This is a genomic window from Oceanisphaera psychrotolerans, assembly GCF_001870485.1.
GTDB lineage: Bacteria > Pseudomonadota > Gammaproteobacteria > Enterobacterales > Aeromonadaceae > Oceanimonas > Oceanimonas psychrotolerans.
The window spans coordinates 302626-315546 of the sequence record NZ_MDKE01000011.1 but is presented as its reverse complement, the minus strand read 5'-3'; the positions used below and the strand labels follow the sequence as shown (position 1 = coordinate 315546).

Annotated in this window: 13 protein-coding genes; 7 read left to right on the top strand and 6 right to left on the bottom strand. The window is 61.8% G+C overall.

The features are described from left to right. Positions 1-17 precede the first annotated feature (17 nt). Positions 18-518 carry a transcriptional regulator ArgR gene (argR, locus tag BFR47_RS05620; RefSeq protein ID WP_071472146.1) on the bottom strand — a complete coding sequence of 167 codons (501 nt, stop codon included), beginning with the start codon at positions 516-518 and terminating at the stop codon, positions 18-20. A 133-nt stretch (positions 519-651) separates the two neighbouring features. On the opposite strand from argR, the gene BFR47_RS05615 reads away from it, so the two are divergent. The 6 genes from BFR47_RS05615 to BFR47_RS17730 all read left to right on the top strand — a co-directional run bounded on the left by BFR47_RS05615 (position 652) and on the right by BFR47_RS17730 (position 4945). Further along, positions 652-1389 (top strand): ATP-binding cassette domain-containing protein, encoded by a 738-nt coding sequence (locus BFR47_RS05615; RefSeq protein WP_071472145.1) that lies wholly within the window; start codon positions 652-654, stop codon positions 1387-1389. A 19-nt stretch (positions 1390-1408) separates the two neighbouring features. Next, complete coding sequence (locus BFR47_RS05610) at positions 1409-2143, top strand: transporter substrate-binding domain-containing protein (RefSeq protein WP_071472144.1); 735 nt, start codon at positions 1409-1411, stop codon at positions 2141-2143. 1 nt (position 2144) lies between these two features. Beyond that, positions 2145-2792 (top strand): arginine ABC transporter permease ArtQ, encoded by a 648-nt coding sequence (artQ, locus tag BFR47_RS05605; protein WP_071472143.1) that lies wholly within the window; start codon positions 2145-2147, stop codon positions 2790-2792. A 69-nt stretch (positions 2793-2861) separates the two neighbouring features. Next, positions 2862-3539, top strand: coding sequence for an arginine ABC transporter permease ArtM (artM, locus tag BFR47_RS05600; RefSeq protein WP_071472142.1), 678 nt, complete (start codon positions 2862-2864; stop codon positions 3537-3539). Positions 3540-3662: 123 nt separating this feature from the next. After that, positions 3663-4601, top strand: coding sequence for a malate dehydrogenase (gene mdh, locus BFR47_RS05595; protein ID WP_071472141.1), 939 nt, complete (start codon positions 3663-3665; stop codon positions 4599-4601). A 104-nt stretch (positions 4602-4705) separates the two neighbouring features. Beyond that, positions 4706-4945 carry a hypothetical protein gene (locus tag BFR47_RS17730; protein WP_139215104.1) on the top strand — a complete coding sequence of 80 codons (240 nt, stop codon included), beginning with the start codon at positions 4706-4708 and terminating at the stop codon, positions 4943-4945. Here the strand turns inward: BFR47_RS17730 and BFR47_RS05590 are convergent. The 5 genes from BFR47_RS05590 to BFR47_RS05570 form a co-directional block, all read right to left on the bottom strand. Beyond that, positions 4910-5806, bottom strand: coding sequence for a hydroxymethylglutaryl-CoA lyase (locus BFR47_RS05590; RefSeq protein ID WP_071472140.1), 897 nt, complete (start codon positions 5804-5806; stop codon positions 4910-4912). The genes BFR47_RS17730 and BFR47_RS05590 overlap by 36 nt on opposite strands. Next, complete coding sequence (locus BFR47_RS05585; protein WP_071472139.1) at positions 5803-7812, bottom strand: ATP-binding protein; 2010 nt, start codon at positions 7810-7812, stop codon at positions 5803-5805. The genes BFR47_RS05590 and BFR47_RS05585 overlap by 4 nt, the downstream gene beginning before the upstream one ends. Next, entirely contained in the window at positions 7805-8602 is a 798-nt protein-coding gene (locus BFR47_RS05580) for an enoyl-CoA hydratase-related protein (protein WP_071472138.1), read from the bottom strand. Before BFR47_RS05580 ends, BFR47_RS05585 begins: the two co-directional genes overlap by 8 nt. An 8-nt stretch (positions 8603-8610) precedes the next feature. Then, positions 8611-10215, bottom strand: coding sequence for a carboxyl transferase domain-containing protein (locus BFR47_RS05575; RefSeq protein WP_071472137.1), 1605 nt, complete (start codon positions 10213-10215; stop codon positions 8611-8613). A 198-nt stretch (positions 10216-10413) separates the two neighbouring features. Further along, positions 10414-11577 carry an isovaleryl-CoA dehydrogenase gene (locus BFR47_RS05570; protein ID WP_071472136.1) on the bottom strand — a complete coding sequence of 388 codons (1164 nt, stop codon included), beginning with the start codon at positions 11575-11577 and terminating at the stop codon, positions 10414-10416. 162 nt (positions 11578-11739) lie between these two features. Between BFR47_RS05570 and BFR47_RS05565 the strand changes: the two genes are divergently transcribed. Then, complete coding sequence (locus tag BFR47_RS05565; RefSeq protein ID WP_071472135.1) at positions 11740-12921, top strand: acetyl-CoA C-acyltransferase; 1182 nt, start codon at positions 11740-11742, stop codon at positions 12919-12921.

Genomic DNA, 12921 nt, shown 5'->3' with positions numbered 1-12921 from the left:
CTCGCCGGTTTTTTTGCTTAAACGTATTGCTCGAACAGCTCCAGTACGCTCTGGAACAGGGTCTCGATCGGGGTATCTTTGGTGGGGGTGATGAAAATGGTGTCATCGCCGGCGATGGTGCCGAGAATACCTTCCGCCTTGCCGAGCGAGTCGAGCATGCGGGCAATCAGCTGGGCGGCGCCGGGACTGGTGTGAATGACGATAAGCGCGCTGTTGTGACCCACATCCAGCACCAGGTTTTTCAGCTGGCTGCTGCTGGTAGGCACGCCCAGTTCGACCGGCAGGCAATAGACCATTTCCATCTTGGCATTGCGGGTACGCACGGCGCCAAACTTGCTCAGCATGCGTGAGACCTTGGACTGGTTGATATTATCGAATCCGAGGTCCTGCAGCGCAGTCACAATCTCTGCCTGGGAGCCGAAGCGTTCTTCCTTGAGCAGGGCTTTGAAGGCCTTGATCAGTTGTTCTTGCTTTTCGTTCATTTTTTGCAGCCGACTGAGCGTGGTTGAATGGTGCATATTGTCTATCCGTGGCCATATTTTATCAAGGATTAGTCATTTATTTTGCATAAGGATGCAAAATTAGCTTGCATTAACATCAATGCAAAATAAAATCAGCCGAACACTCTGACAGATGATGTGAACATAGCGCATGGGCATAGAATTCAGCGGCATTTGCAAGTCCTGGGCTGGTCAGGAAATTTTAAGCCAGGTTTCGCTTAAATGCGATGCCGGAGAGACATTAGTGCTACTTGGTCCTAGCGGCGCAGGAAAAAGTTCTCTTTTACGGCTACTGAACCTGCTGGATATTCCGGATTCCGGCCAGCTGACCATTGCCGGAGAAACCTTTTCCTTTCCCGACACCCAAACGGGCCAATTGCAGAAACGCGCACAGCAGTTGCGCGGCAAGGTGGGCATGGTGTTTCAGCAGTATCATCTGTGGCCGCACCTGACGGTTGAGCAGAACCTGCTGGAGGCACCGCTCAAGGTGCTGGGCATGGATAAGAAACAGGCGCAGGATAAAGCGGGTTACCTGTTGAGCCAGCTCAAGCTGGCCGACAAGCGTCACGCCTGGCCGGGTTCCCTGTCCGGCGGTCAGCAGCAGCGGGTCGCCATCGCCCGGGCGCTGATGATGAATCCTTCGGTGTTGCTGTTCGACGAACCGACGGCGGCGCTGGATCCGGAGATTACCAAGGAAGTGGCGGAGATCATCCTGCAACTGGGACAAACCGGCATTACCCAGGTGATTGTGACCCACGAAGTCGGCTTCGCCCGGCGGGTGGCAACCAAGGTGGCCTATCTCGAACAGGGCCGCCTGGTGGAATACGGCGATGCCGGACTGCTCGATCATCCCCAGACTCGGCGGCTGGCCGAGTTTCTGACTCATTAATGACTACAAGGACATCATCATGAACAAGACCCTGTTATCCCTGGCACTGCTCGCGGCGTTCGGCACGGCTCAGGCAGAAGAAGTGAAGTTTGTGACCAATGCGGCCTACCCTCCGTTCGAGTTTGTTGACGAAAACAACGAGATGCAGGGGTTCGATCTCGATCTGGCCCGGGCGTTGTGTGACGTGGCCGAACTGGAGTGCAGCTTCCATAACCAGGCCTTCGACAGCCTGATCCCGAGTCTGAAATTCCGTCGCTACCACGCCGCCATCGCCGCCATGGACGTTACCCCGGAGCGGGCCGAGCAGGTTGACTTCAGCGATATCTATTATGAAAACTCCGCGGTATTCGTGGCCCCGACCGGCAAGTTCGACAGCATCGACGAGCTGAACGATCAGACCGTGGGCGTGCAGAACGGCACCTCGCACCAGAAATACGTTCAGGACAAGCTGGAAAGCGAAGGCCTGAAGTCTCGCCCCTATCAGAGCGTGCAGGATGCGCTGCTGGACATGACCAACGGTCGTCTGAACGCCGTGTTTGCGGATACCGCCGTGGTAGGCGAATGGCTGGGCAAGAATGACGGTTATGCGGTACTGGGCGAGCGTATCACCGATAATGATTACTTCGGCACCGGCTTCGGCATCGCCGTAACCAAAGGCAATCAGGAACTGCTCGACAAGCTGAACCAGGGCCTGAGCGAGCTCAAGGCCAACGGCAGCTACGACCGCCTCTACCAAAAGTATTTCCCCCAGTAATATGTTGACCCATCTGATGAATGCCGCCCTGATGACCCTGGGGCTGGCATTGACGTCACTGGCGGCCGGCCTGGTGCTGGCCGTGTTGCTGTGTGGGGCCGAGATGAGCCGCTTTGCCGCCTTGCGCTGGCCGGCGACGTTGCTGACCACGGTATTACGCGGCCTGCCCGAAATTCTGGTGGTATTTTTCATCTATTTCGGCTCCACCCAGCTGTTGTTTCTGCTGACCGGCGAGTACCTTGAATTCAGTCCCTTCTGGTGTGGGGTGACGGCCTTGTCACTGCTGTTTGCCGCCTATTCCGCCCAGACCCTGCGCGGAGCGCTGAACGCGGTGTCTCAGGGACAGCGGCAGGCGGCCCAGGCGTTGGGGTTGCCACCCTTGTACACCTTTATGCGGATCGTGCTGCCGCAAACCTGGCGCCATGCGCTGCCGGGGCTCGGCAACCAGTGGCTGATCCTGCTGAAAGATACCGCTCTGGTGTCGTTGATCGGGGTGCACGACCTGATGTATCAGGCCAAGGCGGTTGCCGCTCGTACCTATGAACCCTTCACCTGGTATGGCATCGCGGCACTGATCTATCTGGCGATCACCGTGCTCAGCCAGCAGGGGCTGAAGCGGTTAAAAACGAGGGTAACCCGTTATGACTGATATGACTCGACTATCTGCCGTTGTCCTGCGGGCAGAAGGTGAAGCGGCTGCGTGCGAGAGTAACCCATTATGACTAACTGGCTCGACTACCTGCCGACCCTGCTGCAAGGGGTTAAAATCACCCTGAGCATCACCGGCGCCGGTCTGTTGCTGGGGTTGGTGATTGCCCTGGTGCTGACCTGGATCCTGGAGCGTCGGGTGCCGGTGCTGGCCCAGCTGACGGAAGGGTATTTATTGCTGCTGACCGGCACCCCGCTGCTGGTACAGATTTTTCTGGTTTACTACGGGCCGGCCCAGTTCGACTGGATGAAAAACAGCTGGGCATGGACCTATTTCCGGGAGCCGATGTTCTGCGCCATTCTGGCTCTGGGCATGAATGCCGGTGCTTATACCTGCCGGTTGTTCAAGGGGGCGCTGGACGCGGTGCCGAGAGGTGAAACCCTGGCCTGCCAGGCCTTGGGCATGAATGGCTGGCAGACCTTGAGTGTCAAGCTGCGCCATGCCGGACGGCGGGTGATCCCGGCCTATTCCAACGAAGTGGTGCTGGTACTCAAGGGCAGTTCCCTGGCCAGTACCATCTCGATCATGGAAATCATGGGACTGGCCCAGCGACTCAATGGACAGACCTACGATACCCTGGCCGTGTTCGGGATGGCGGGCGCCATTTATCTTGCCTTGAATGGCCTGCTGACCTTTTTGTTCCGTCTGCTGGAACGGCGGGCACTGGTGTTCCAGACTCAGGGATGAGCGGCGCTGTCTCACAGAACGGCATATTCGGCATCCCTTAATCATTGTTTTTCTGTGGCGCTTTCGCTATGTTGCTTAAGCCCTAGGAAACGCCTAATAACCCAATAATAACGGAGTTCAGTCATGAAAGTTGCCGTACTTGGAGCCGCCGGTGGTATCGGCCAGGCTCTGGCCCTGCTGTTGAAAAACAACCTGCCTGCCGGTTCTGCATTAAGCCTGTACGATATCGCCCCCGTAACTCCCGGTGTTGCCGCCGATCTGAGCCATATCCCGACCGCAGTGAGCGTTGTTGGTTTTGGTGGTGAAGATCCGACTCCTGCGCTTGAAGGCGCCGACATCGTGCTGATCTCCGCCGGTGTAGCCCGCAAGCCGGGCATGGACCGTGCCGACCTGTTCAATGTGAACGCCGGTATCGTCAAGAACCTGATCGAAAAAGCCGCTGCTGCCTGTCCTCAGGCCTGTATCGCCATCATCACCAACCCGGTGAACACCACTGTGCCGATCGCCGCCGAAGTGCTGAAGAAAGCCGGTGTCTACGACAAGAACAAGCTGTTCGGTATCACCACTCTGGACGTGATCCGCGCCGAGACCTTCGTGGCCGAAGCCAAGGGCCTGAACGTGTCCGACGTCAAGGTGCCGGTTATCGGTGGCCACAGCGGCGTGACCATACTGCCGCTGCTGTCTCAGGTTGAAGGCGCTTCTTTCTCCGATGAAGAAATCGAGAAGCTGACCTACCGCATCCAGAATGCCGGTACCGAAGTCGTTGAAGCCAAGGCCGGCGGCGGCTCCGCCACCCTGTCCATGGGTCAGGCTGCCTGTCGTTTCGCGCTGTCTCTGGTCAAGGCCATGCAGGGTGAAGCCAACGTGGTTGAATGCACCTATGTCGACGGCGGCAGCGAGCACGCTCAGTTCTTCGCACAGCCTGTGCTGCTGGGCAAGAACGGCGTGGAAAAAGTGCTGCCTTACGGCGACATCAGCGCCTTCGAACAGGCCGCGATGGACGGCATGCTGGAAACCCTGAAAGGCGATATCGTCAAGGGTGTCGAGTTCGTCAACCAGTAAGGTTCGAATTCGTTCCGGTGAAAAAGGGAGCTTCGGCTCCCTTTTTGTTTTTGAAAGCAGGGATTGGGGACTTGGGAGCAGGGACCAGAGGGGCGCAGGCTGGAATGAGCATCGCGAATTCCGGCATTGTTGAGGCCCCACTACTGACTGACAGCTTCCTGGCGGCGTCGAAGTTGTTCGAAACAACAGTGGGGATTGCCGGAGCCGACCGTCAAATGTCATGGATGACATTTGCCGAGCGTCCCATGGATGGGCTTGAAGCGTGTCGGCGTAGCGCAACCGTGCTGCTGCTTCGTATTACGATGCTTTCAGCTCTCATTCTTCCAGGCGCGGCCTGTTTTTGAACCGTTGGGCCGACCCAGCTGTTGGCTTATCCAGCGGCCGGTATCCACCAGCCGGCCGAGATCCACCCCGGTATCTATGCCCAGCCCGTTGAGCAGATAAACCACGTCTTCGGTGGCGACGTTGCCCGAGGCGCCGGGGGCGTAGGGGCAGCCGCCGAGGCCGGCGACCGAGCTGTCGATGATGCGAATCCCTTGTTCCAGCACTGCATAAATGTTGGCCAGAGCCTGGCCGTAGGTATCGTGAAAATGCACGGCGAGCTGCGTGATGGGCACTTCCTGACGTACTGCGGCCAGCATGGCGCAGGCCTGGTTCGGCGTGCCGGTGCCGATGGTGTCGCCGAGGGAGATTTCCATGCAGCCGATCCGATACAGGGCGCCGGCTACCCGGGCCACGGCGGCGGGGGCAATGTTGCCTTCATAGGGGCAGCCGAGCGCGGTGGACACATAGCCGCGAACCTTGAGCCGGTGTTGCCGGGCCTTTGCCAGCAGTGGGGTGAAGCGGGCCAGACTCTCGTCGATGGAGCAGTTGATGTTGCGCCGGCAGAATGACTCGGAGGCGGCGGTAAACACCGCCACTTCGTCAACACCGGCGGCTATCGCTGCCTCCAGTCCCTTGAGGTTGGGGGTCAGGGCGCTGTAGATCACGCCAGGCTGGCGTCGAATGCCGGTGAGTATCGCGTGGCCGTCGGCCATCTGCGGCACCCACTTGGGCGAGACGAAACTGGCGGCCTCGATATGGCACAGGCCGCAGTCGGCCAGCCGCTCGACCAACGTGATTTTGATGGCGGATGGCACCGAACCCGGCTCATTCTGCAGCCCGTCCCGGGGGCCGACTTCCACCAGCCTGACCTTGTTGCTCATGGTGCCTCTTGCTCCTGCTCTCGATCCTGTTCGGGCTCCAGTCGCAGCAGCTCGGCGCCTTCACCAACCTGGCTACCTTCCCGGTAATACAGTTCGGCCACTCGACCGGCGGTGGGGGCGACAATGGGGTGTTCCATTTTCATCGCCTCCAGGATTAACAGGGTCTGGCCGGCGACAACTGGGTCGCCCACCGCCACCTTGAGCTGGCTGATCACCCCGGGCATGGGGGCACAGAGGCCGCCGCCATGATGTGTTGACTGCTGTTCGTAATCGGGAGTGTGCAGCCGTACGTCGAAACGCTCGCCGCGATAAAACAGCCATAGCTGGTCATTATGTCGGGCCAGGTGGCAACGCAGCGGCATGCCGTCGATCACCGCCTGTAATTGTTCCCACTGTAACTCGGCGGTGAGGCGGTGCTGCCGGTTGTCGAGCGTTATCAAATACTCATCGGACTCGCTCCTGATATCGAGTCGATGAGCCTCGCCTTCATACTCGAATGCCAGTTGTCGTCGGGCCGGCAGGTTGAGCCACCAGCCCCGGTGGCCGGCAAAGGGGGAGGGGGCCGGTTGCGGTTCGCTGAGCAGCACAAAGGCGGCACAGAGCGCCAGCAGCCGGGCTGGTTCCAGGCCGGGCGGAGCAAACAGCCACTCACCATGCTGTTCGATATAACCGGTATGCAGCTCGGCGGCCCGCAGCGGCGCCGACCCGGCCAGGGCATGAAGAAAGCGCAGGTTGGTGCGCACCCCGCCGATGCGATACTGAGCCAGAGAGCGGGTCAATTGGCGCAGGGCCTGATCTCGATATTCGGCCCAGACGATCAGCTTGGCGATCAGCGGGTCGTAGAAGATCCCGACGTCGTCGCCCTGACGCACGCCGGTATCCAGTCGTATTATGGCACCGGGTATGATATCGGCGCCGGTGGCGGGCTCGTGCAGATGGTGCAGGGTACCGGCGGCGGGAAGGAAGTCGTGCTCCGGATCCTCGGCATACACCCGTGCCTCCACGGCGTGACCCCGGATCTTCACCTGTTCCTGAGTCAGTGGCAGTGGCTCACCGGCGGCGACGCGCAACTGCCACTCCACCAGATCCAGGTGGGTGACCAGCTCGGTGACCGGGTGCTCCACCTGCAGGCGGGTGTTCATCTCCATGAAGTAGAAGCGGCCGTCGGCCTGGTACAGAAACTCCAGGGTACCGGCGCCCCGGTAGTTGATGGCCAACGCCGCCTTGACCGCGGCTTCGCCCATGGCAAGCCGGATTTGTGGCGACAGGCCGGGAGCGGGGGCTTCTTCCAGTACCTTCTGGTGACGGCGCTGCACCGAGCAGTCCCGTTCCGACAGATAGATGCCGTGGCCGAACTGGTCGCAGAACACCTGCACCTCCACATGGCGGGCCTTGGGCAGGTAGCGCTCGAGCAGCATGGCGTCGTCACCGAAGGCGGCGTTGGCCTCGCGGCGGGCCGCCGCCAGTGCCTCGTCGAACTCATCGATGCCATGTACCACCCGCATGCCCTTGCCGCCGCCGCCGGCCACCGCCTTCAGCAGCAGCGGAAAGCCGCATCGTTCCGCCTCTCGGCGCAATTGTTCGGCGTCCTGATTGGCACCGTGATAACCGGGCACCACCGGCACCCCGGCGGCGGCCATCAGTGCCTTGGCGGCGGACTTGGAACCCATGGCTTCGATGGCGGTGGCGGGCGGGCCGATAAAGACAAGCCCCTGTTCGGCACAGGCGTGGGCGAAGCCGGCATTCTCCGACAGAAAGCCGTAGCCGGGATGAATGGCCTCGGCACCACAGGCCTTGGCGATATCCAGCAACTTATCCTGGCGGAGATAACTCTCGGCGGCCGGGGCCGGCCCCAGACGCCAGGCCTCGTCGGCCAGCTCCACATGCGCCGCCCGGGCATCGGCGTCGGAATAGACCGCTACCGTCTCGATGCCGAGCCGGCGGGCGGTACGGATGATGCGGCAGGCAATTTCGCCCCGGTTGGCGATCAGTATCCTGTTAAACATCCTTGTCCTCCCAGGCCGGCGGGCGCTTGTTGAGAAAGGCGGCGAGCCCTTCCCGGGCCTCGGCACCGAGGCGAAGCCGGGCGAGGCGACGGGCGCTGCTGTCTATCAGCGTCTCGTCGATGGTGTGTCCGGTGAAGTCCCGTATCAGCTGCTTGGCGGCGGTGAGCGCATGGGGGCCATTGCGGATTATCGTCCGGATCAGGGGCTCCGCCGCCTCATCCAGACTTTGGTCGGGGGCGGCCAGCAGATGGACCAGCCCCAGCCGTTCGGCCACCGCGGCATCCATGACCTCGGCGGTGAGCATGTAGCGGCGGGCCTGGCGTGGCCCCAGGGCACGCAGCACATAGGGGCTGATGGTGGCGGGGATCAGGCCCAGTTTTACCTCGCTGAGACAGAAGCGACTATTCGTTGTCGCCACCACCAGATCGCAGCAGGCGATCAGCCCCAGGGCGCCGCCATAGGCCGCGCCCTGCACCAGTGCCAGAGTCGGGTGGGGGAAGGTATCCAGTTGTCGTAACAGCTGCGCCAATTGACGAGCATCGGCCAGATTCTGTTGATCATCGAGGGTGGCAGCTCGTTGCATCCAGCCCAGATCCGCGCCTACGCCGAAGTGTTTGCCGGTGCCGCGCAGCACCAGCAGGCGCAGACCAGGTTGGTGGGCGGCCTGGTCCAGCCGCTCGCTCATGGCGGCAATCAGACGCTCGTCCAAGGCATTATGGCGCTCGGGCCGGTTCAGTATCAGCTCCCAGATACCGGGGTTGCGCTCTTCAAGCTGTACGGACTCGCTCATGAGGCCTCCTACATGCGAAAGATCCCGAAGCGGGGCTCGTCCATGGGCCGGTTCAGGGCCAGTGCCAGGCTCATGGCCAGCACAGTCCGGCTGTCTATGGGGTCGATGACGCCGTCATCCCACAGCCGGGCGCTGGCATGCCAGGCATGTCCTTCCTGCTCGTAGCGCGCGACGATGGGCGCCTTGAAGGCCGCCTCGTCGGCGTCGCTCCAGGATTCACCGGCCTTTTCCCTGGCATCGCGTTTCACCCGGGCCAGCACTTCGGCGGCCTGTTCGCCGCCCATCACCGAGATGCGGCTGTTGGGCCAGGTCCACAGAAAGTCCGGATCATAGGCCCGGCCGCACATGCCGTAGTTACCGGCGCCGAAGCTGCCGCCGATGATCAGGGTTATCTTGGGCACATTGGCGCAGGCCACCGCCATTACTAGTTTGGCGCCGTGCTTGGCGATGCCCTCGGCCTCGTATTTTTTGCCCACCATGAAGCCGGTGATGTTCTGCAGAAACAGCAGCGGCACCCGGCGCTGGCAGCATAATTCGATGAAGTGGGCGCCTTTCTGGGCCGATTCGCTGAACAGGATGCCGTTGTTGGCGACAATGCCGACCGGATAGCCGTGCAGGCGAGCGAAGCCGGTCACCAGGGTGGTGCCATAGTCGCGCTTGAACTCATCGAAGGCCGAGTCGTCCACCAACCGGGCGATGACGTCGCGTATTTCGAAGGTCTTGCGCAAGTCGGTGCCGACGATGCCATAGAGTTCTTCGGCGGGGTACCGGGGCGGCTGCGGAGCATGATGCGGAGCGGGTAACGGCGAACGGTTGAGGTTGGCGACCAGCCGACGAGCCAGCCAGAGCGCATGGGCGTCGTCTTCGGCGGCGTGATCCGCCACACCCGAGGTCTGGATATGCACCTCGGCGCCACCGAGCTCTTCGGCGCTGACGACCTCGCCGGTGGCGGCGCGTACCAGTGGCGGCCCCCCCAGGAAGATGGTGCCCTGATGGCGCACTATGATGGACTCGTCCGCCATGGCCGGCACATAGGCGCCGCCGGCGGTACAGAGCCCCATCACCACCGCCAGCTGGGGAATGTTGGCGGCGGACATCCGCGCCTGATTGAAGAAGATGCGTCCGAAGTGCTCCCGGTCCGGGAATACTTCTGCCTGGCTGGGCAGGTGGGCGCCGCCCGAGTCGACCAGATAAATACAAGGCAGGCGGCAACGTTCGGCAATCTCCTGGGCGCGCAGGTGTTTCTTGACCGTTAGCGGGTAGTAGGTGCCACCTTTTACCGTGGCGTCGTTGGCCACTATCATGCACTCGACCCCGCTGACCCGGCCGATGCCGGCGATCAGCCCCGCCGCCGGCACGGCGTCGTCGTAGACATCCAGGGCCGCCAGCTGGGACAGCTCGAGAAAGGGCGCCCCCGGGTCCAGCAGCTGGCGTACCCGCTCCCGGGGCAGCAGCTTGCCTCTGTCGGTATGTCGTTTTCGGCTGCTCTCGCCGCCGCCCCGCTCGATGACTGCCACCCGTTCACGCATTGCCACCACCTCGGCGGCCATGGCCTCATGATTGGCCTGAAACCGGTCCGATTCGGGATTAATGTTATTGGGCAGAATAGTCATTATTTACTCCCAGGCAGATAACTCGGAGCAGAAAGAGAGGTAAAAGGGATCGACTTTGCCGACCCTCTGCGCCAGGGATGGCGCGGCGGAGCCCCCATGGATGGGTTCACGGCGAGTCGCAAAGTTGGCCCTTTTGCCGATGTTCGCTGGAGCTGTGTTTCACATTTATGGTTAATTGTTTTAGCCGCATTTCTGCCCTCACCGATTCTGTACCAGTTCCCGGCCGATCAGCATGCGGCGTATCTCCGAGGTGCCGGCGCCGATTTCGTACAGCTTGGCATCCCGCAGCAGGCGGCCGGCGGGGAACTCGTTGATATAACCATTTCCGCCGAGCAGCTGAATGGCGTCCAATGCCATCTGGGTGGCGCTTTCGGAGGCCAGCAGTATCACACCGGCGGCATCCTTGCGGGACAGCTGGCCCCGGTCTGCCGCCATCGCAGTCATATAGGTATAACAGCGGGCGGCGTTCATCCTGGTGTACATGTCCGCCAGCTTGCCCTGTACCAGCTGAAAGTCGCCGATGGCCTGGCCGAACTGTTTGCGCTCCCGTACATAGGGCAGCACCAGATCCATGACCGCCTGCATGATGCCGAGCGGGCCACCGGCCAGCACCAGCCGTTCGTAGTCGAGGCCGCTCATCAGCACTTCCACCCCGCCGTTCAGAGGGCCGAGCAGATTGGCTCCGGGCACACGGCAGTCCTGAAACACCAGCTCGCAGGTACTGGAGCCGCGCATGCCGAGCTTGTCGAGCTTCTGGGCATGGCTGAAGCCGGGCGTGTCGCGTTCCACGATAAAGGCGCTGATGCCGCGGGCCCCGGCCTTAGGCTCGGTCTTGGCGTAGACCACTATCACGTTCGCTTCGGGACCGTTGGTGATCCACATCTTGGTGCCGTTCAGCACGAAGTGGTCGCCATCCGTCCGGGCCTGCAGACTCATCGACACCACGTCGGATCCCGCGTTGGGCTCGGACATGGCCAGGGCGCCGACGTGTTCGCCGCTCAGCAAGGGCGGCAGGTAGTGTTGTTTCTGCTCTTCGCTGCCGTGGCGGTGGATCTGGTTGACGCACAGATTGGAATGGGCGCCGTAAGACAATCCCACCGCCGCCGAGGCCCGGCTGATTTCTTCCATCGCCAGCACATGGGCCAGATAGCCCATGTTCACCCCGCCATGCTCTTCCGCCACCGTGATGCCGAACAGCCCCATGTCACCCAGCCTGGGCCAGAGTTCGGCGGGAAAGCGGTTGTCTCTGTCGATGGCGTCGGCCAGGGGGGCGATTTCGTGCCCGGCGAAGGCCGCCACCTGCTCTTGCAGCATGGTCAGGGTGTCGTCCAGGCCGATATTCAGGGGCGAGTAGGGGGTCATGGCGTCCTCCTCTTCAAGGGATGGTCTCGGGTGAAGCTGTGGAGGTTTTGGCCTCGTTTGCTGCCGATATTGCCGCATTAACTATAGTGCAATGAGATGGGCGAGGGTTGGCTAAGCTTGAATAAGTATTCGGGGTGAGGGGATTAGGTGGATGGAGCCAGCATGACAAACAGCGAGATAGTGATAGTGGGCGCGGCCCGCACGCCGATGGGGGCGATGCAGGGAGAACTGGGTACGGTGCCAGCCCCCCGGCTTGGGGCTGCAGCCATTGCCGCCGCCCTGCAACGGGCCGGAGTGGCGCCGGAGCAGGTAGATGAAGTGGTGATGGGCTGCGTGCTGGCGGCAGGGCTGGGGCAGGCGCCGGCCCGGCAGGCGGCATTGGCGGCGGGATTGCCTGTGAGCACCGGTTGCACCACGGTCAACAAGATGTGTGGTTCCGGCATGAAGGCGCTGATGCTGGCTCATGATCAGCTCAGGGCGGGCAGCACCGGACTGATGGTAGCCGGCGGCATGGAAAGCATGAGCCTGGCGCCCTACCTGTTGCCGAAGGCGCGTGCAGGCTTGCGCATGGGGCACGCCCAGTTGCTCGATCATATGTTTTTCGACGGCCTGGAAGACGCCTACGAAGGGGGCCTGATGGGCAGCTTTGCCCAGCAGACGGCGAACCAGTATGGCGTTAGCCGGGAGGCGATGGATGACTTCGCGTTCGAGTCTCTGAGCCGGGCACGGCGCGCCATGGCCGAGGGGGCCTTCACCGAGGAAATTGCCGCCGTGCTGGTCGAGCATCGGCACGACACGGTGGCGGTGGCCACAGACGAACAGCCGGGCAAGGCCAAGCCGGATAAAATCCGTAAGCTCAGGCCGGCCTTCGCCAAAGACGGCACCGTAACGGCCGCCAATTCCAGCTCCATTTCCGATGGCGCCGCCGCCTTGGTAGTGACCACCGCCGAGCACGCCCGGATGCTGGGACTTGCCCCCCTGGCCCGGGTGCTGGCGCACGCCACTCATGCCCGATTGCCGGCAGAGTTCACTTTGGCACCGGTTGGCGCCATTAGTAAGGTACTCGAGAAGGTGGGCTGGCAGGCAGACGAGGTGGACCTTTATGAAATCAACGAAGCCTTTGCGGTGGTGACCCTGCTGGCGATCAACGAGCTCGGGCTCGATGCAGCCAGAGTGAACGTCAACGGTGGCGCCTGCGCCCTGGGCCACCCCATCGGTGCCAGCGGTGCCCGCATTGTGGTGACCTTGCTCCACGCCCTGCGTCGGCGGGGCTTGAAACGAGGTGTGGCGGCGTTGTGCATCGGCGGGGGGGAAGCCACGGCGGTGGCACTGGAGCTGATTTGA

Coding starts and splice junctions, on each gene's coding strand:
- BFR47_RS05615 (WP_071472145.1), top strand. CDS start 652: ATGGGCATAGAATTCAGCGGCATTTGCAAGTCCTGGGCTGGTCAGGAA.
- BFR47_RS05565 (WP_071472135.1), top strand. CDS start 11,740: ATGACAAACAGCGAGATAGTGATAGTGGGCGCGGCCCGCACGCCGATG.
- BFR47_RS05590 (WP_071472140.1), bottom strand. CDS start 5,806: ATGAGCAACAAGGTCAGGCTGGTGGAAGTCGGCCCCCGGGACGGGCTG.
- artQ (WP_071472143.1), top strand. CDS start 2,145: ATGTTGACCCATCTGATGAATGCCGCCCTGATGACCCTGGGGCTGGCA.
- BFR47_RS05575 (WP_071472137.1), bottom strand. CDS start 10,215: ATGACTATTCTGCCCAATAACATTAATCCCGAATCGGACCGGTTTCAG.
- BFR47_RS17730 (WP_139215104.1), top strand. CDS start 4,706: ATGAGCATCGCGAATTCCGGCATTGTTGAGGCCCCACTACTGACTGAC.
- artM (WP_071472142.1), top strand. CDS start 2,862: ATGACTAACTGGCTCGACTACCTGCCGACCCTGCTGCAAGGGGTTAAA.
- BFR47_RS05570 (WP_071472136.1), bottom strand. CDS start 11,577: ATGACCCCCTACTCGCCCCTGAATATCGGCCTGGACGACACCCTGACC.
- BFR47_RS05610 (WP_071472144.1), top strand. CDS start 1,409: ATGAACAAGACCCTGTTATCCCTGGCACTGCTCGCGGCGTTCGGCACG.
- argR (WP_071472146.1), bottom strand. CDS start 518: ATGCACCATTCAACCACGCTCAGTCGGCTGCAAAAAATGAACGAAAAG.
- BFR47_RS05580 (WP_071472138.1), bottom strand. CDS start 8,602: ATGAGCGAGTCCGTACAGCTTGAAGAGCGCAACCCCGGTATCTGGGAG.
- BFR47_RS05585 (WP_071472139.1), bottom strand. CDS start 7,812: ATGTTTAACAGGATACTGATCGCCAACCGGGGCGAAATTGCCTGCCGC.
- mdh (WP_071472141.1), top strand. CDS start 3,663: ATGAAAGTTGCCGTACTTGGAGCCGCCGGTGGTATCGGCCAGGCTCTG.